Source organism: Undibacterium sp. Di26W, from assembly GCF_049340265.1.
Taxonomy (GTDB): Bacteria; Pseudomonadota; Gammaproteobacteria; order Burkholderiales; family Burkholderiaceae_D; genus Undibacterium.
The window spans coordinates 20,355-40,832 of record NZ_JBMPOR010000009.1 but is presented as its reverse complement, the minus strand read 5'-3'; the positions used below and the strand labels follow the sequence as shown (position 1 = coordinate 40,832).

The 20,478-nt window shown below is 50.3% G+C and carries 10 protein-coding genes; 3 read left to right on the top strand and 7 right to left on the bottom strand.

The window, feature by feature from the left end:
* Positions 1 to 27 precede the first annotated feature (27 nt).
* Positions 28 to 1,590, bottom strand: coding sequence for an AlkA N-terminal domain-containing protein (locus ACO0LM_RS12750; protein WP_423037809.1), 1,563 nt, complete (start codon positions 1,588 to 1,590; stop codon positions 28 to 30).
* Between the two features lie 244 nt (positions 1,591 to 1,834).
* Between ACO0LM_RS12750 and ACO0LM_RS12745 the strand changes: the two genes are divergently transcribed.
* From ACO0LM_RS12745 to ACO0LM_RS12735, 3 genes are all read left to right on the top strand, one after another.
* A complete protein-coding gene (locus ACO0LM_RS12745; RefSeq protein ID WP_423037618.1) occupies positions 1,835 to 3,049 on the top strand; it encodes an MFS transporter in 1,215 nt (404 codons plus the stop codon).
* A gap of 25 nt (positions 3,050 to 3,074) precedes the next feature.
* Positions 3,075 to 3,206, top strand: coding sequence for a hypothetical protein (locus ACO0LM_RS12740; protein ID WP_422984648.1), 132 nt, complete (start codon positions 3,075 to 3,077; stop codon positions 3,204 to 3,206).
* Between the two features lie 193 nt (positions 3,207 to 3,399).
* Positions 3,400 to 5,595: a M3 family metallopeptidase gene (locus tag ACO0LM_RS12735; protein WP_423037616.1), complete on the top strand. Its 2,196-nt coding sequence runs from the start codon at positions 3,400 to 3,402 to the stop codon at positions 5,593 to 5,595.
* Between the two features lie 137 nt (positions 5,596 to 5,732).
* Here the strand turns inward: ACO0LM_RS12735 and ACO0LM_RS12730 are convergent, their stop codons facing one another.
* From ACO0LM_RS12730 to ACO0LM_RS12705, 6 genes are all read right to left on the bottom strand, one after another.
* Positions 5,733 to 6,077, bottom strand: coding sequence for an energy transducer TonB (locus tag ACO0LM_RS12730; RefSeq protein ID WP_423037614.1), 345 nt, complete (start codon positions 6,075 to 6,077; stop codon positions 5,733 to 5,735).
* 148 nt (positions 6,078 to 6,225) lie between these two features.
* Positions 6,226 to 7,965 (bottom strand): methyl-accepting chemotaxis protein, encoded by a 1,740-nt coding sequence (locus tag ACO0LM_RS12725; RefSeq protein ID WP_423037612.1) that lies wholly within the window; start codon positions 7,963 to 7,965, stop codon positions 6,226 to 6,228.
* A gap of 586 nt (positions 7,966 to 8,551) precedes the next feature.
* On the bottom strand, positions 8,552 to 11,407 hold the full coding sequence (locus ACO0LM_RS12720) for a TonB-dependent receptor domain-containing protein (protein WP_423037610.1): 2,856 nt from the start codon (positions 11,405 to 11,407) through the stop codon (positions 8,552 to 8,554).
* Between the two features lie 765 nt (positions 11,408 to 12,172).
* Positions 12,173 to 15,289 (bottom strand): TonB-dependent receptor, encoded by a 3,117-nt coding sequence (locus tag ACO0LM_RS12715; protein ID WP_423037608.1) that lies wholly within the window; start codon positions 15,287 to 15,289, stop codon positions 12,173 to 12,175.
* A 962-nt stretch (positions 15,290 to 16,251) separates the two neighbouring features.
* A complete protein-coding gene (locus tag ACO0LM_RS12710; protein ID WP_423037606.1) occupies positions 16,252 to 19,032 on the bottom strand; it encodes a TonB-dependent receptor in 2,781 nt (926 codons plus the stop codon).
* Between the two features lie 588 nt (positions 19,033 to 19,620).
* Positions 19,621 to 20,220, bottom strand: a complete 600-nt coding sequence (locus tag ACO0LM_RS12705; RefSeq protein ID WP_423037604.1) for a c-type cytochrome — start codon at positions 20,218 to 20,220, stop codon at positions 19,621 to 19,623.
* Positions 20,221 to 20,478: the final 258 nt, after the last annotated feature.

Genomic DNA, 20,478 nt, shown 5'->3' with positions numbered 1-20,478 from the left:
GATTATTCCTTTCTTGCTACGTTTTATTCAAGATGTTGCCAGTGATTGCCACAACAATAATGCTGCATAGGCGCGCCAGGGTGCCCAGGCTTCGGCACGCCCAAGTAACTGCTTTTCTGTCAGCCGTATCTGCGGCGGCAGGCTGAGTTGTGCCGCTGCCTTTTGCAAGCCCAGGTCGCCGGCAGGGAAGGCGTCAGAAAAACGCAAAGCCCGCATGGCGATGTATTGCGCTGTCCATTCGCCAATGCCGCGCACAGTCTTCAACCTGGCAACCATCTCATCCGAACTGGCGGTCAGTTGTTTTTGCAAGCCACCATCCAGCGTGAACTGGGCAATATGTTGCAGTGTCGCTGCGCGGGCACCGGGGATACCGATGCCGGCCAGTTGATCAATCGACAGCGCAACGATGGTTTGCGGCGTGGGGAAATGATGGGTAATCGCCGCAAATGGCGTCGTCGTCGCTTGCCCGAAACGTGTCACCAGCCGCCCGGCTACCGTGGTTGCCCCGGCCACGCTGACTTGCTGGCCGAGTACGGCACGGATGGCCAGCTCGAAACTGTCAAAGGCACCCGGCACCCGCATGCCGGGCGTGCGCTGGATTTGCGCGGTCAGCATGGCATCCTGTTCCAGATGGCTTTGTATAATGGCCGGATTGGCTTCCAGGTCAAACTGCTGTCTGACACGCGCCATCAAAGGCATCAAGACCGGTGCCAGTGCCGGTGCCACCTGCAGGCTCAGTTGCTGTTTGTCGGGCAAATGGGCCACCTTCAGCCAGCCAGCAATGCCATCTATCAGCACGCTGCGGACGTAGGCCTTACCACCCTTTTCATCTATCACGGCTTCCAGCCCCGGCATGGCACGGCCAGCAAGGTAGGCAATCACTGCGTCCCAGGCATACGGCGGGCGATACGCCAGGCGCAGGCTGACACCCTCGCCACCAAGATCAGCGGCGCGTCGTATGGAACCGGGGGCCATCTGGTAACGTTCGGAAAACAGGGCATTGAATCGCCTGACACTGCCAAAACCGGCGGCAAAGGCAATCTCGGCCATGCCCAGCCGGGTTTCCTGCAACAACTTTTTGGCAAACAGCAGGCGCTGGGTCTGTGCCAGTTCTACCGGCGTGACACCAAATTCATGCAACATCACGCGTCGCAATTGCCGTGAAGACAGACCTACCTGTTGTGAAAAACTTTCCAGGTCACTTTCATTCAAAGCGCCATCGGCAATTCTTTTCCACACGGCATGTGCCAGATTTTGTTGCAGAGCATACGGTGCCAGTTCAGGCCGGCAACGCAGGCAGGGACGAAAACCCGCCGCCTCTGCCGCCGCTGCACTACTAAAAAATTCGCATGAAGATTCACGCGGAGTTTTGACACCGCAGACCGGACGACAATAAATGCCGGTGGTTTTTACGCCGGTAAAAAAGACGCCGTCAAAACGGCTATCCCTGGCAGCCAGGGCGCGGTAATAGCATTGCTGTTGGGTCGGGCTTTCGCCGGGAATGGGAAACAGGATGGCGGCGGTTTTTTTCACCGTTTTTCCCGCCGTGTTTTCCACTACGCCTTCCAACGTATTCCTGACTGGTTTCATCGCTGCCACTTGATCCTCGCCTTTGCAATTAAATTGCTTTCTGTTCCTGGTGAATTGTCACAGCCCACCTGTTGCATTTATACGCGACTGCAGCGCACTGTTCTAGCCGTTTTCGGACAAACAAATCCAAGCATACACCGGTTGTCGGAATGACAGTACCGTCATGGTCTTTGTGGCAGTCCACATGATGTTCGGGTTTCGACTACACTGGAAAGTATTTCCTTATTTGCAAACCATCTATCCCATGACGACTCAACGCGCCCCCGATCTGAAGACCGTGCTGATTGCCAGCGGTTTCGTATTAACGCTGGCCATGGGTGTACGCCATGGCTTTGGCCTGTGGATGCAACCAATATCACAGGCGCATGGCTGGACCCGGGAAACCTATTCCATGGCGATGGCCATGCAGAACCTGATGTGGGGTGTATTTGGCCCGTTTGCGGGTATGGCGATAGACCGCTTCGGCACCATGAAGATGGTGATACTCGGTGCCTTCCTGTATGCGGGGGGCTTGTTGTGGATGGCCATGATAGATCAGCCTACCGTATTTATTCTGGGTACCGGTGTGCTGATCGGTGGGGCGCTGGCCTGTACTTCATTTGGTGCCGTCAGCGGCATCATCGGTCGCACTGCACCGCTGGAACAGCGTTCATGGGCATTCGGTATTTCTTCTGCGGCCAGTTCTTTCGGTCAATTTGTCATGATGCCGGTCGAACAGCAAATGATAGGACATACCGGCTGGCAAAATGCATTTTACATGCTGGCGGCGCTGGTCGTCATCGTCATGCTGCCTATGGCCTGGAAATTACGTGAACCCGCCATGGAACAAGCCAGCGGGCCGCAACAAAGCATCCGCCAGGCAATACGCGAGGCCTTTGCCTACAAGCCTTTCCTGTTGCTGCTGGCGGGGTATTTCGTTTGCGGCTTCCAGGTCGTGTTCATCGGCGTGCACATGCCAGCCTACCTGAAGGACAAGGGCATACTCGACCCGGATGTCGCGGTGTTTGCGCTGGCCCTGATCGGTTTGTTCAATATCTTTGGTTCTTACTACGCTGGCAAGCTGGGTGGCATGTATTCCAAACCTTATCTGCTGTCGGCGATTTACCTGTCGCGCACACTAGTCATCGGCCTGTTCCTGCTGGCGCCGTTGTCGTCTTATTCCGTTTACGCTTTTTCCGCAGCGCTGGGCTTGCTGTGGCTGTCTACCGTGCCGTTGACGAATGGCATCATCGCTGGCATCTTCGGGGTTAAATACTTGTCGATGCTGTCGGGCTTCGTGTTCTTCTCGCACCAGGTAGGCAGCTTCATGGGCGTCTGGCTGGGCGGCTATATCTATACCAAAACCGGGAATTACGATATGGTCTGGGGCATCGTGCTGGCGCTGGGTATTTTTGCCGCCCTGGTGAATTTCCCTATCAGCGAAAAACCTATCGCCCGTGAACAGGCGGCAGTTGCATGATGAAAACCTTAGTCTTACCCAGATCATGATACCTCGCAAAAAAATCCCGCAGCTGCTGTGGCTGGCCTTGATGGCCATCGTACTGGCATTGACATTCATGGCTTATCTGCGGCCAGCCTTCATCCTTGAACTGGCCAATCGCTTCGTTCTTTGCTGAAACCGCCCTTCTCTTCGTGATATCTGCGCTGGCCAGGCACCTGGCCGCGCAGTGCCCAACACCTGCAATGCTTATGCGCCTTATGCACACAGCATGACGCGGAATTATTTTCCGGCGTGATGGTCTGATACACTGCTTTCCTCTGCCATTACCCCTCTCATCCACTTCATATCCACTTCTTACCGGAAACCTTATGAACAAACACCTCATACTCGTTCTGCTGAGTTCTGCACTGGCAATTCAATCCAGTCCGGCACACTCTGCGCCAGCGGATACGCTGGCTAACACCAAGGCAACTGCCAAGGCCACCGCGACCAGCAAAAAGACGCTCAGCCCGCTGGCGAATAATCCTTTCGCCACGGCCAGCAGCCTGATGTATGAGTACCCGCCTTTCGACAAAATCCGTAATGAACATTATGCCCCGGCCTTTGCCGAAGGCATGCGCCAGCAAAATGCCGAAATCGCCCGCATTGCCAATAACCGTGCTGCGCCGACTTTCGACAATACCGTGGTGGCGATGGAACGCGCCGGGCAAATGCTGAACCGCGTGTCGACCGTGTTCACCAACCAGACGTCCACCAATACCAACCCGGAACTGGAAACCCTGTCACGCGAACTGGCTCCCAAACTGGCGGCCCATCAAGACCAGATTTTCCTGAACGCCAGCTTATTCCAGCGCATCAGCAAATTATACGCAGCACGCAATAGCCTGAACCTGGATGCAGAATCCTTTCGCCTGCTGGAACGTTATTACACCGACTTTGTGCGCGCTGGTGCCAAGCTGGCAGAGGCGGATAAAACCAGCTTGAAATCCATGAATGCGCAACTGGCGACCCTGGCCACTCAATTCAGCCAGAACGCACTGAAGGAAAGCAATGCTGGTGCCATCATTGTCGATAACAAGGCTGACTTGCAAGGTCTGTCAGAGGGTGAATTGTCGAGCGCTGCCGAAGCCGCCAAGGCACGCGGCCTGAACGGTAAATATGTGATACCGCTGATGAATACCACTGGCCAGCCGTTTGAAGCCGTGCTGGCTAACCGCGCATTGCGCCAGCGTTTACATGAAGCGTCGGTAGCACGCGGCAGCCATGGCGGTGAATTTGATAATCGCGCTGTCGTCCTCCAGATGGTCCGCCTGCGCGCAGAACGGGCAAGCCTGCTGGGTTACGCTAACCATGCCGCGTATGGCCTGGAAGATGAAACCGCAAAAACCACCACCGCCGTCAACAAGATGCTGGCCGACCTGGCCCCGGCAGCAGTCAATAACGCCAGACTGGAAGCGGCAGAACTGCAAAAGCTGATCGATGCGCAGCAAGGTGGTTTCAAGCTGGATGCATGGGACTGGGCCTACTACACCGAACAATTGCGCAAGGCCAAATACAGTTTTGACGACAGCCAGTTGCGCCCGTATTTTGAGCTGAACAATGTGCTGGAAAACGGCGTGTTTTATGCCGCATCAAAACTGTATGGCATCAGCTTCAAGGAACGCAAGGACTTGCCGGTGTACCACCCCAGCATCAAAGTGTATGAGGTACTGGATGCCGACGGCAGCAGCCTGGCGCTGTTTATCGCTGACATGTACGCACGTGATACCAAGCGCGGTGGCGCATGGATGAATGCGTATACCGAACAATCCGGTCTGTTCGGCACCCATCCGGTGATTGCCAACCATCTCAATATTCCACAACCACCCGCAGGTCAGCCTACCCTGCTGACCTTTGATGAAGTGCGCACCGCATTCCATGAATTTGGCCATGCGCTGCACGGCATGTTTTCCAAAGTGAAATATCCGCGTTTTTCTGGTACCAATGTCCCGCGTGATTTTGTCGAGTATCCATCCCAGGTCAACGAAATGTGGGCCACCTGGCCGGAAGTGTTGAAGAACTATGCCAGGCACTACCAGAACGGCGAAGTCATCCCGCAATCGCTGGTCGACAAGATCAGTGCCGCCAATCAGTTCAACCAGGGCTTCACCACCACCGAATACATTGCCGCATCGCTGCTGGACCAGCGCTGGCACCAGTTGACACCGGCACAGATACCGACCGACGCACTGGCCTTTGAAGCGCAGGCGCTGAAACAGGCAGGTGTGGACTTTGCGCCGGTACCACCACGCTATCGCACCACCTATTTCTCACATATTTTTGGCGGCGGTTATTCAGCCGGCTACTACGCCTATTTATGGAGTGAAGTACTGGATGCCGAATCGGTAGAATGGTTCAAGGAAAACGGTGGCCTCAGCCGCAAAAACGGCGATTGGTTCCGCCAGCAATTGCTGTCGAAGGGTGGCAGCATCGACCCCTTGTTGTCCTTCCGCCAGTTCCGTGGACGTGATCCCAAGATCGATCCCTTGCTGATACGTCGTGGTTTGCAACCAGGACAGAAATAGACACTGGCTACTCAAGTCGCAGAATAAAAATTCAGATATAAAAACAGGAAGGGGACACATGATAGTGTCCCCTTCCTGTTTTATATTCTGGTTTCGCGTTCAGGTGCTCCGGCGTCTGAACTCACCGGCCCCGGTGCTTATTCAAGCTTCCAGACGAAATCGACCTTGGCCCACAATTGATCGGGTTTGCCATCTTTGCTACCTGGTTTGAATTTGCATTGGCTCAATGCGCCCAATGCAGCTTTGTCCAGGCTTTTGGAACCGCTGGATTTTTCCACTTTTGACTCAACGACTTTACCGTCAGTACTGATCAGAAAACCCATCGTGACGGTGCCGGTCTCTTCATTCATCAGAGCGGCTTTTGGATATTTTGGTGGTTCACAGGATTTGCCATCCATGACTGGCGACGTATCGGCCGCCAGTACGGAAGCGCTCATTGCCAGCAGCAGGGAAGAAACGAGGATGGATATTTGCAGTTTCATAAAAATATTTTTATTCACTTTTGTATAGTATAAAAAATTTCTGGCAGATTACAAGTCAAGGATTGTTAACTGTCAATCTTAGGGCCTGAAACCCGAAGCGGGCAAACCGGCTGTAACGACAGCCGGTTCCGGGAGTCTTACAAAATGATCAGAACTCTTCCCATTCATCGCTTCTGTTTGCCGATGCAGCTTTTTTAGGGTGTGCCTTGGCTGCTGGTAAGGATTTTACCTGACTGTTTCTGGCCTTGGGTTTAATCGCGACCACGGGCTCGACACGACGCACAGGTGCCGGGGTTGGTGTCGGTGCTACCGACAGTTGCTGCTGGCGTTCGCCAGCCTGCAATTTAAAGACGCTAACGACCTTCGCCAGTTCAGAAGCCTGATCCTGCAAGCTTTGGGCGGCAGCAGCAGCCTGCTCTACCAGGGCAGCATTTTGCTGAGTGACGCCATCCATTTCAATAATGGCGTGGTTCACATGTTCAATACCGACACTTTGTTCCTGGCTGGCAGCACTGATTTCGGCAATGATATCAGTCACATGTTTCACGCTGGAGACAACCTGGTCTATCGTCACGCCAGCCTGTCCAACCAGCTTGGTACCGATTTCCACTTTTTCTACCGAGGTGCCGATCAGGGTCTTGATCTCTTTGGCGGCAGCAGCACTGCGTTGTGCCAGGTTACGCACTTCAGCGGCAACCACGGCAAAACCACGCCCCTGTTCACCGGCACGTGCCGCTTCCACCGCAGCATTCAGCGCCAGGATATTGGTCTGGAAGGCGATGCCATCAATCACGCTGATGATATCCACGATTTTCTTCGACGATTCGTTGATGGAACCCATGGTGTCCACCACCTGTGCCACCACGACACCACCCTGACGCGCGACTTCGGATGCAGATGCGGCCAGTTGATTGGCTTCACGTGCATTGTCGGCATTCTGTTTCACTGTCGTCGTCAATTCTTTCATGGACGACGTGGTTTTTTCCAGTGAACCGGCTTGTTGTTCAGTACGTGAAGACAAGTCCAGGTTACCGGTGGCGATTTCGCTGGATGCAGTGGCGATGGTGTCCGTACCGGTGCGTACTTGTGCAACGATATTCACCAGGCTGTCGCGCATGTTTTTCATTTCAAACAGCAGGCTGTCCTGGTCACCGGATTTCAAGTCTATCTGTCCGCTGAGGTCGCCGGCAGCAATCTGGCCAGCAATGGTTGCCGCATAATCAGGCTCGCCACCCAGTTGTTTCAACAGGCTGCGGCTGATCGCCCAGGCAGCCAGGATACCGCCAGCCAGCGCCAAAGCACCCAGCACCAGCATCATGGTGGTAGCGGCCTTGAAGGCAGACTTGGCTTCTTCTGCCGTTTGTCCATTCATCTTGTCTTCCAGCGTGACCAGTTCATCCAGTGTATCCAGCCATTTTTTCTGGACTGGACGGAGTTTCTTGATCAGTGTGATGGTCGCCACTTCTGCATTGTTGGCCATCCCCAGTTCCTGGGCTTTGGCTGGCAGCGAGGCAGCAGCAGTTTCTGCTTCCTTGAGCTTGGTCAGCAGGGTTTTCTTTTCTGGTGTGACATTGCCTTCTTCCAGCGCCATCTTGCTCAGCTTCTCATCGGCGGTGGCATATTTTTTGGTCTGGTCAGCAATCTTGTTCAGTTCCGGTTCCATATCTGCGGCATCGTTGAGCAAGGTCAGGTTACGCAGGGATACCATACGGTCATACACGATCGCACGCATATCCAGCGCCAGACGGGTCTCGGCATTGCTGATATTCACGATCTTTTCAAGTCGGGCCTGTATTTGCGACATCCTCGAAATGCCGACCACAGTCACCGCAATTAATAATGCCAACACCAGAGCAAAGCCCAGCCCCAGACGTTTACTTACTGTCATTTTTGATAAATTCATTTGCTTGACTGGTTTTAAAAAGGTTGAAGAAAAGACGAATCCCGATAAAGCTTAATTACTCTCTATTCTCCACACAATATCTGTCTCTTTAATTTACCAGACCGAAAGAAAAATCACTTTGATTGGTTTATGCGTCAAAAAACCGATGGAATCCGGCCTTTTTGAAGTTATCAGCTTTTAAATTGTGGGAATTTAGTGATTAAGGTTAGAAATATACTCGAATTTTGCTCTCTGGCAAGGGGTTTTTACTCTCTTGGCTTGCGCAAAAATGCAAGATTTTCATAGTTATGGAAAGAAAGTATTTTCATTTGAGCAGGCATATAAATTTGCCTATTTTTTATGCAGACTAACTTATTCTCGCCAAGCGGGTGTTCTGACTAAATTTTCTTCACACTTTAAACGCTTTCCCCATGGCAACAACGCTTTGTTGGCAAATCAACCTCAACACGAACTATGCATGTCGGTGTTTTTTTCTGCGGATCAAAGGCTAGTCCCTGAAAAAAACTAGAATGCCCAGTCGAAAAAAAACCCCGGCTTTTTCACCGGGGTTTTTTATACGGCATATCAATAATTAATACTTGTATGCAGCCGTGACATAGAAGGTGCGACCGAGTGGATCGGTGTAGCGACCATCGTAACCAACCTGGTTACCACCACCAGTATTGCGGATGGTGAATGGTGGGTCAACATTGAACAGGTTGCGGATACCACCTGTAATAGTCAGATTTTTGATTACTTTGGCTTGCAATTGGTAGTCAAAAGTCATGTAGTTGCTGACATCGCGCACCATATCCACATAACCACCGATACTGCCGTCTGCATTCACACCACGTACATAGCCGTCATCAGCAGATGCTACTTTGTCGTGGTAACCAGAACGGTAGTTCATGGTCACGCTGTGGGTGTACTGATCAGACACTTTCAGGGAAGTCACGAGTCTGGAAATGATGCGGAAGGTCACATCATCATAAGAATCGAAACGACCTATGCTGCTTTCCTTGGCGGCACCAGGCACGTCTTTTTCTGCTGTCAGCATGTAAGTACCAGACCAGTTCATGGACAGCTTGCCGATAGGCAGGGCGGTCTTGAAGGTGGCATCCCAGTCTAGGCCGGAATAGCGTGAGCTGGCCAGATTCACAGGGCTGCGTGTGGCCACCAGCACTTTGGATTTCTGGATAGGATCGTAGTACAGGGAAATGTATTGATCAGCCAGTGTCGGTGTCGTGAAAATCAGGTCCTGAGACAATTTCTGGATCTGATTTTTCAACTTCACATCCCACCAGTCCAGGCCCAGGGACAGGCTGCTGGTTGGTTCAAAGCGGAAGCCGAATGCTGCCTGTTTGGATTCTTCCGCTTTCAGTGCATCAGCACCTGTGCTTGGATTACCTTTTTTCAGCAGACCATATTCAGCCGTACCGCGGCAATAGGCAAAACGTGGGTCCGATGCCTTGGTGATAGGGCAAGGGAAGAAGTTCGATGAACCGTCATTTTTCAATGGATCGGAAATATCGTTTAGCGTCGGTGCCTTGAAGCCAGTGCCATAAGAGCCGCGCAACATCAGGCTTTGCATAGGCTGGTAACGGGCCGACAGTTTATACGTGGCTTTGGAAACAGAAATACCCTGTGTACCCGGCTGCGATGCATTGCCGCTGACGTCATAGCTGATATTGTCTTTCTTGACGGCGTCATAGCTGTCATAACGCAAAGCTGCAGTGACATCCAGGTTCTTGATGACCGGCATCAGCAATTCACCAAACGTACCCCAGCTCTTGCGTGAGGCAACCAGACCTTGTGAACCTGTACCACCACCGATAATGACATCCGTCCAGGCAGGATGCTGAGGACCAGGACCTTGCGAGAGTTCGCTAGGTGCGTCATTGAAAGACTGCTTGGTCATATCTGCACCCAGCCCCAGCTGTGCTTTGCCACCGCTCATGTCGAACAGCTCTTTGGAAGCATGTGCGCTCACTACGTCAATCTTGGATTTGGTGACGCTCAGGTTTTCCTGCAATACCGCTGGAGCAAGAATGGAAGCCGCATTCGCATTGATGATATACGGATTGTAAGCGCCGGATTTGACCAGGGCATCAAACCGGTTGGCACTCATGTAACCGGAAACAGCATCATCCCTTTCAGTATTTTCGGAATGGGTATAGTTGGCGCTGTAATCCCAGCCTTCAAGATTGCTTTCCAGGCCCAGGACCAGGTGACGGGCTTCCGTTTTGTACTTATCTGCACGACCGCCTGCATCACGGGCACGGAAATAGAAGAAGGCATCGGTCACATTGCTAGGGTTGATGCCCTGTCCTGCCAGCAGTGGCACAACAGATTTGTTGTAAGCACCGATATAATTGGGATTAATGACTTTCACACCGGTCACAGGATCAGTGCTGAAGGTGGTCAAAGGTTGAGCTGGCGCTGCATAACGAGCGGTGTTGGATAAATCCGACATCACCAGTTCACCGAACAATGTCGTGTCCTTGCCCACTTTCAGGTTACCGGACGCAAAGAAACTGTCACGCTTCAGCTCTGGCATCAATTGAACAGTTGACGCATAGTCGTAGCGGCACACACCGCCGCGGGCGAATGTACTTGGACCATTACATTTGCTGGTATTTACCAGATCAGGCGAGAAGGTGGCGTTGTTACCCAGGGAATCATAGATATCCGCATTGGCCGGGATGGAATTGATACTGGTCTGCCAGGTGGCGTACATCTTGCCGTCCTTGACGAACTTCTGAACACCGGAGCTACCAAAACTGCGTTGTGATGCTTCCAGCGCTTTTTGTTCATCATGGCTATATGCAAGCAGGACGTTATACCCATCCTTGACCGGATCACCAAAACCTTTGGAAATAGAGAAGTTGCTGCTGCGACCACCGCTTTGTTGCGGGCTGGTCAGGGTTGCTTCCAGGTTCAGGTCAGTCTGGTTTTTTTTCAGGATGAAGTTGACCACACCGGCAATCGCATCAGAGCCGTACAGGGTGGATGCACCATCGGTCAGGATCTCTACGCGCTCTACTGCGGACAGGGGGATGCTGCCCAGGTTCACTGCGCTACCGGTGCCATATGGCGCCATACGGCGGCCATTCAACAGCACCAGGGTGTAATCCGTACCAATCGCGTGGATGGAAGCAGACTGGCGACCTGCGCCACCACCGTTGACAGAAGCTGAAGCGGTAATGAAGCCTTGCATGGCTGGCAAAGCGGCAACCAGATCTGCCACATTATTCAAACCACTTTGTTCTATGTCTTTGCGTGTCAGTGTTTGTACTGGCAAAGCACCTTCCTGTGCAATCCGTTTAATCGATGAACCGGTGATCTCTACTTTTTGCCCTACATCTTGTGACATTGCCGGTTGTGCCAGCAAGCCTGCACCGACCGCGAAACTGCCTACAAACATCAGGCGCACTGATCGGGCCAACATTTTTTCTACCATGACTAATCCCCCAAAAATATATCTAACAAGTCAGGCTACGCATGCTGGACTCCACCTTGTAAGTGAAGCCCCCTATTTGCATGGCGTAACCACATTTCTATCTTTGATGTTTTTTGATGGGCGGCATTGTAAAAACCTGACGTTCAACATGGGTATGTAAAACATTTGTTTTTTTATTTTTGCTCATGTAAATTTTTTCATCAAAAAACATCTTTTTTCATGGAACCATTTGGGATGTTTGTTGTCAAGGCTGACATTCTTCCGGGTAAGTGTCGATTGCGTCCATTTGCAATGGAATTGACACATGAATTTTCTTTGATCAAAAGCTGGGATTTTCGCAATGAAATCTGTGGTGATTTAACCTCGTTTGCGCATATATCTATTTAATTTAGTGCATTTCATTTGTGACAGAATTTTTACATAACCAAAACGCGATCTTCTTGATAAAAAATGTTATTAAAAAGTGCGTTTTCGAAAAGAAAGAAAATAGTCCCCGCTACGCTGATCCGTATCAATTTTCAAATCGTCCGGCCTCGGCCTGGTAGTAAAAAAATGCGCTGAATCCATTGCTACAGAGCACACTAGAGCAGGGATTCTGAAACAATTTTCTGTCGCAAATGCACAACAAAATCACGTCTGAAAATGGCTGCTTTCCGGGGCATGCTTATCTTATTTTTCACCGCAAAATGTAAAATCCCCTGTCAGTTTTTACTGATAGGGGATTTATTTTTTTACAGCGTGCTCAGACTAGGCTCAGAACTTGTGATTGTACTGAACCGACAGACGGACAGAGCGTGGTGCTGTGTACGACAGCTCCTGGCCGGCCGTTGGGCTAACCGCATCGCCTGCCAACCTGACGTTATAACCTTCATCGATAGACTGTACGGTCTGTTTGTTAAAGACGTTCAGGATATCTATTTTCAGCAACAAGCCTTTGACCAGGCTTGGCTTATACATGAAGTTCAAATCCAGACGTGTATCCCGTGGCAAGCGGCCTGCTGCGCCACGACCATTTGGAACGCCGGAACTGGCCGGGCACAGATAGAAGATGGAGCCATATTGCGAGAGGCCCAGACCTTCCTGATCCATCGCTGACGGGATGTTGCACGTGAGGGATTTTGGACGACCAGATGCCACCAGTAAATTACCCCCAATCGCAAACTCGGGATTAATTTCATACAAACCATATGCCTTGAATTGGTGTGTACGATCATTTGGCAATAAGCCGCTGCCGTTGATCATGGTTTCCGGGAAATCCCACAGAGAGCTGTTACCAACGTCAGACTGTGCATTGTCCGACTTGGTCAGGCCTTCCTGATTACCCTCACTACGCGACCAGGTATAGTTAAATTTGCCGTACCAGCTATTGCGCATAGGATGTTCGAGCATGAATTCCAACGCTGTGTATTCACGTTTCGGACCTTCTGGGAAACCCATCTCTGCCGCTGACACGGATATCGTACGTTGCTGACCATTACCCAATGGGAAAACGAAAGTCGCATCCTGACCTGGATTGAACAATGCGCCATTCCAACCCAAACCTGCGGCGTTGTAAGTAGCCAGGTCGGCTGCATTCAGTTTCTTAAGAATGGCACGGGTATCAGAATAATCGTCGATGGTATTTTTCAATTTACGATAAGTAAATTTCACACCACCATTGAATTCCGGTGAAAGTGCTTTTTCGAAACCGATATTGATTTCGTCCTGATAGTGAGCCTTCAGGTTGGTAGCTGCCAGTTCATTCGCAACTTTCGGCTGACCAAATTCAGAGTTAGCTGACAATACACCGCTGATCTTGTTCAGGCCAAGAGGGGCACCCGTCTTCGAATCAACCCCTGTATAAGTGTAGAATTGATCCGTGTTCAAAGATGCACCGGCAAAGCGCACCGCCAGGTTGGTTGGCAAAGGTAAATGATAGCGGCCTGCGGTACCAAAGACCTTCAGAGAGCCATCACCACTCACGTCCCAGACGGCAGCAAGACGTGGAGCAATCTGATTTTTCTGCTCAACGAAAGTGGTTCCCACCTCATTTTGGTTGGAAAAGCTTTCGCTACGCAGACCAACAGTCAGCAGCACATCTTTGGTGACTTGATAGCGATCTTCGATATACAGCGCTGATTGTTTTACTGAAGGAGTGGAACCCGTAGCCTGCAGATTCAAGTCAACATAATAACCTTGTGTGCCATAGCCACCACCTGCTGCCGGAGAAATATTGTGTCCAGAAAGAACTGCATTCGGATTCGTGGCACGTAGATAAGTCCAGGTACCTAAACCAGCAGCCTGACTACCGGCAACCGAATTGATCTTGTTGTAATCCAGACCAGCACGAACGGTATGCTCTTTGGTAGCCTTGTATTCCAGATCGAAACGATAGCCCTTATTCTGGTCATTGGCACCTTCGCGTAACAGGCTACCCGCAAAAGTTTGTGGATCAGTCACATTGTAGTTGACGCCCGGGACGCGGTTAGCGTCTGCTGCGGTAAAGGGTTTTACACCAGGAATGTAACCAAATGGCGTCTGCACGTGGTCAACTTTGGATTGACCAACCAGGGCCAGCACGGTCAAATCGTCAGTCAGGTAGCCCGTATATTTAAGAATATCAATGTTTGCGCCCTGGGGAGCTTGCAATGCAGCACCATTGGCATTGAGCCCCAGCAGACCAGATGCATAGTTTTTAAACGTAGCGCCACCAAACTGGGTGTAGCTACGTTGCTTGGTCGCATAATCAAAGCCGAAATACTTGTCTTCTACACGGGACTCGTCGCCAATGCGGGTGTATTCCAAATGGTGATCGTTTGTAATGTTCCAGTCGACTTTGGCAAGGTATCGTGGCACTTCAGAGGTTTGCTCAAGCCAACCCAATTTGTTATTGGTCGTGTTAGAAGACGCCAGGCGCGCTGTCTGGGTATTTTTTTGCGTTGTTTCGGCCGCTATGTAGATAAACAACTTGTCTTTGATGATAGGACCGCCCAAAGAAAAGTTATAAACCTTCTCGTCTACAATGTCGCCCGATTTGTAGTTGTACATTTTGCCGTCGGTTGCTGCGTTACGTGCGGCACCAGTGTTGGGAAACAGAATGTCTTTTGGCGTTGAACGCAAACTGTTTGGCGCATACGTAAAACCTGCGCCAATTTCCCAATTATTGGTACCGCTCTTGGTCGTAATGTTGACGACACCGCCAGTAGAGCGTCCGAATTCAGCACCATAACCACCAGTTATCACCTGGGCTTCCGCAATTGATCCGAATGGCAGGGAAGAATAACCCACCTGATACAAGGCGCTGGTCACAGGAAAGCCGTTGATATACGCCGCGTTTTCCGCTGCGCTGGAGCCACCGAAAGAAGCCGCATTATTACCGAAACGGGATTCTGCGCGTGTCGTACCGCCAGCCAGTTGGACGATGTTGGCAACTGCCGGTGCAATCGGGATCACAGAAAGTTCTTTGGCTGTGAAGGAAGACCCGGAATTGGAACTCTTGATATCAATCGCCTTGGCGCGTTGTGTAATTTGAACCACTTGCATGCCGAAGGTCGCTTCACTGTCCTGGCCAATGCGGACTTCAAGATCTTGCGTCGCAACCACGGACGTACCCTCTAACAGCGACACCTTATAATTTCCAATTGGTACTGAGGGAACACGGAAAGCACCAGAGGAATCTGGTGTGATGGTGCGCTTGACACCATTATCCACACCGACGATGGAAATGCTGGTATTCGCCTTGCCAGCAACCTTACCTGAGATCGTACCAGTTGTATTTGATTGCGCCATGGCAACCTGATTGATACCGACTGTCATCACACCAGCGCCAAACGCCAACATCAGCGCGCGGGCAACCAGTGTCTTTTTAAATACCAGACTATTCTTGGACATGTGTTTTTTTCCCTAAGTATTTTATGTCGACGAAACGCGGTACGAAATGTCCTTCAACTCACCAATTTCGCACTACTCCCTGTACTCCCGTTTTACTGCTGCCATCATTCGCTTAACTTCTTTTGCTTTTGATTAGCCTGCCGGCGATTTCTTGCTCTGTCCAGCCCTCAAAAATGCATGTTTAATGCCAATAATGGTCGAAACGTCATATAAATATTTTCCAAAGAAAAATTGCACGATCACTATCAACTGAGTGGGAATTACAGCCAGCATTCCGCTCAGATCTTGAAGTTACATGTGTAAAATTTTCTGTCAAAAAGTACTCATATTGCATGGAACCATTGGACAAACTCAGTGTCAAGGCTGTTTTTTTTGGCTGCAAAGCCGGTTTTGGAGGGGAACTAGTCGATATAAAAATGCGAAACAAAGTAATATTTTTTTTATTTATTCTTGTTAATATTTTCCAATCTTATAACTGACTACAACTTTGTTCGATTAAATTCACCCGCAGGGACGCAGGACAAAATTTTATTGCCAACAGGGGGCGATTGAATGGACAAAAATTTGCGGATTTCTTTTGTCTTTTACTGCACAAGTTGAAGCTTCAAGTATTGACATTGTAATTTGCGCAATCTTTACAAATCTCTGGAGATGTAAAATTGTGCAAAATTTATGAAAATGGCGACGGTCGAAATTGTTAATATATTTTCTTTCATATACTTTTCTGTATCTTTAAAGAGACAAAGCTCATGGATGCACGTACCAGGCTGACATAATTAATCTTTTTACATTGTCGAATAAAACCTGACTGTTTTTGACCCGCTGAAATCGAAAAAAAACCGCAAGCAAGCTTGCGGTTTTTTATGTCAATGACAGCGATACCTTGTGTCAGCTCACCCCATGCTGCCGGTAGTGCGACAGCAGGGGCGGGCCTTTACACGTATTCGCCGCCTACATTCTTATCAGAATGTGTAACGTGCGCCAACATTGAAGTAACGGCCAACTGCGCCGGACTGATGCAGGGATGGGTTGTAGTTGATGCGGCCATAAGTCTGGACATCAAGTGGTGCCATCTTGTCGAACAGATTGGTGATGGATGCCGTGAACTCCAGGTTTTTCGACATTTTCCATTTACCAAATACATCCATGGTCGTGAATGAAGCAACGCGGCAACCAAGGTAAGGCTTGCCATTCGCATCTACGTCCAGGCAGTCGCCACCGATTTCGTTGGTGTCGCTGATGCTGGAAACATAGTTGACGTTACCAGACAATGTCCATGGACCACGTTCCCAACCCAGCGTGAAGCTGGTTTTAGTACGTGGCGTACCACCGTCACCAGACAGATTCACGTCACCGTGTGTACCGGCAAATTCATGCACGGTACCGTCAGCATCAGTTCTTCTGAATTCATTCATGTAAGTCACAACCACGCCGGCATTCAACTTGCCATTGCTGCCCAGGTCAAACTTGGCACGCATATCCAGATCCAGGCCGGAAGTCTGTGTCTTGCCAGCATTCAGGTAAGGCGCTTTGACCATCAGGATAGGACCAACCAGATTAGGGAAGTTGGTGGTTGCTTCACCACGAACGATTTGCGCGTCCGGGTAACCAGCTGGATTGGCAACAATCGCACCAGGGTCGGAACCGCTGATTTCGCCGTCACGAACAATTTTCCACCAGTCCAGGGAGATGCTGAAGTTCTTGATCGGTTCTACAACCAGACCAAGGCTATAGCTCTTGGAAGTTTCAGGCTTGATGTTTTTATTGCCAACGGTAATTGCGCCCACACTTTGTGAAGAGCAGTCAGCCGCCAGTTTGGTTACTGCGCAGCGGATAGGATCGCTGGCGATGTTGGTAAATGCCGCTACAGCACTATCGCCATTCTCTGCCGCGCTAGGAGCACGGAAACCTTCAGCATACGTACCGCGGAAAGCGATGGTATTGGTCGGGGTGAATTTGAAGCCGGCTTTTGGTGTCGTGGAACGACCATAGTCAGAGTATTTGTCTGAGCGGGCAGCCAACTGGAATTCCAGCGATTTCAGGACAGGGATAGCCAACTCTGTGTAGAGCGCACTGACGTTGCGTGAGCCTTTGGCAGCAGAGTAACCCAGACCAGCGATGTCATTGGTGTTGGTGAATGGTGTTGCTTCGCTGTTGGTTTCTTCCTTGCGATATTCTGCACCAACCGCAATGGCCAAGGCACCGCCGGACAATTGCATCAACTCACGGGTAGCTTTGAAATCCACGGATGTGCTCTTGGTCACACCGGAATTGACCAGTGTTGGTGACACCAGTGCCAATACTGCAGGTGTATTGACACGACCCTGACCAATGCGGAAACTACCATTTGCAATCGCTGCTTTCAGCGCAGACTGGCGATAGTAGCCATTTTGTGTCTTGTCTGTTTTGCTTTCGGCATACAGGAAGCCGGTATCGTAATCCCATTCAGCGAAATTACCTTTTACGCCTGCCAGGAAACGGGTAACCGTTGTTTCCAGATCGGCAGTACGTGGGCGAGCAGCATCAATCCAGCGTGGACGGGCGCGCGCATCAGTAAATGGATTGTCTGGATGGCCGATAGGCAGCAGCAACTGGTCAGGACCAGTGCCGGTGTTGTTGACGCGTGCATTCACCAGATCGAAACCAGCGCCAGTCAGGCCGGAAGGCGTAGTCTGGGTTTTTGCCTTGCTGTTGAACAAACCGAGTTCTGTATAGGCAGTCGTCGTGTCATTGATAGCGAAAGTACCGCGTGCATACAGGTTCAGGTTTTGTGTTTCTGGCTGAATGGTTTGATATTGCACTGGATCAAACATACAACCGCCACCAGCATTATCCAGCGATGTACCACCTACTGGGTCCAGATTTTTTGCATCGCAAGTACCCGGCAATTGCTGTATACCGCGGCCAGGAATAGTAGCGCCAGTGGCACTCACAGGGCGTACAGTACCCAGCATATTGCTGCCGCCGGCATTACCGGAAGTAATGAAACCGGCACGTTGATCCCGACCGCCCCATGGACGGGCATCAGCCTGGCCGATGTAATCGTCACGGTCTTTTTGCCAGATTTTTTCTTGTTTCTTGGCATCAATGGTCATAAACACATTGTATTTTTCGGTTTGCAGATTACCGAAACCTATCGATGCAGAAGCGCTGGAGACGCGGCCATCGCCACGGGAAGATTGGCCAATACTGGCAGCAACCGATTGACCAACATAATTTTGGCGCAAGATGATGTTAACCACGCCGGCAATCGCGTCGGAGCCATAAATCGCAGAAGCGCCATCTTTCAGAATCTCGATACGTTCAACCGCATCCAGAGGAATGGAATTCAAGTCAACGAAGCTACGCTGACCGTCATCACCGAAACCATAAGGTGCCGTACGACGACCATTGATCAACACCAAAGTGGAACTGACGCTCAAACCACGCAGAGAAACACCGGAAGCACTACCGGCGAAACCATTGGTGAAAGAGCCACTGATACTGCCGTTGTTATCCGCAGAGATACTGCGTACCACGTCAGCGATGGAAGTCTTGCCTGTTTGCTCGATGTCTTTGCGGCTCAGTATCTGAGTCGTTGCAACACCTTCTGTTTCAGTACGCTTGATACTGGAACCGGTAATTTCTACCTTTTGAACACCGTCTTGTGCGAAAGCTGTTGGTGCCAACACACCCATGCTCAGCACCAGGCCGCTAGAACAGATCAGCCGTACTGATCTCGATATGGTTTTTTCTTTAATCACTTTTTGCTCCGTTGTTTGTACATTACTAACAATTCTGTGACAACCAGATAAATTTTGCGGATAAGCAAAATTACCAAATTAAAATGGAAAAATCTTTCCATTCTTGAGGAATTTTTGAATAAAATTCTTTCAAAAATTTAGCTCTAGAATGAAACCATTTTGGAGAATCTGCTGTCAATCTTGAAATAGTACAAACGACGAAAAAACAACACTTGATTAATTTTGGCCACTTTCTCGACACATAGCGCTTACATAAGTCTACAGAATAGGATGAAAGTTCCGGAAAAACGAAAATAATTTTAACTGTTTTGTAACATAGTTTTTCTGTCACTACTCCTCTTGAAAATTACTTTTCTTGCAATTTGGTAGTACCGCGAAGATGTAAGATGAAAACGACAATTAGTGTTTTTTTACTTCTAAATATTTGCCCTAAATTTGTGCGCTTAACATATTAAGCACTCAAAAATACAATGCCAAAAAATAAAAAAATCAAAACCTAAAAGAAGGAGGGAGAAAACAGAAAGCAGAAAAGCAAAAACCCCGGCGCACCGGGGTTTTTGTTAAGACACCAGAAAACTGGCGAGAGAATTACTTGGCTGAAGCTGCCGCTGGTGCTGTCGGCGCCGCTGGCGCTCCCGGCGCTGCTGGTGCCGCTGGTGCAGTTGGCGCTGCTGGTGCAGCCTTGACTTCTGGTTCCTTGAACTTGGCACCACCTGCATTGGCCATGTGGACCACCGCACGGGCAACTTCTACATCATCCAGATCTGGATTGCCGCCTTTGGCTGGCATGGCACGAATACCGGAGATAGCATTGGTCACCAGTTTATCGTAACCCTGGGCAATACGTGGACCCCATGCACCTGCATCACCAAATTTTGGCGAACCGGCAGCACCCGCATCATGACAGGCAGCGCAGATGGTCTTGTAGACGGTTTCGCCCGACTGTAAAGTTTTAGGACCACTTGCATCTTTAAAGGTAAAACCCTGGTCAGCAACCGGGCTGATACGTGCCGCGGTCGCTTCTGGTGTCAGTGCAGAAGAACCAGCGCCGACTTTCTTGTCATTCGATACATACTGTACCAGCAAGACAATGGCGATAATGGGGACCAGGAATCCGGCGAGAATAGCAACGATAAGTTGCTTAGGGGTCTTGATCGCTGATTCGTGTTCGTCGTGCGCGTCGCTCATGGTTTCCTCGTTGCAAATAAATTAGGTGCTGAAAATAAATCGGGAATGCAGGCACGCCGCTTGCGCGAGCAATTGCCAAAGCTTGGGATTATAGTGTGAAAGTGCCCTGTTTGGAATGAAAAGCAGGAGCACTTAAGCAAGAATACAAAAATTCCAAGTCGTTTAACGACAAATTCCTTGGTGTGAGGCAGGAGGAAATGGCCAATTTAGGTTAGAATGTTGCCCTTGCATTACCAGAACTCATTGTCATTCTCGTTG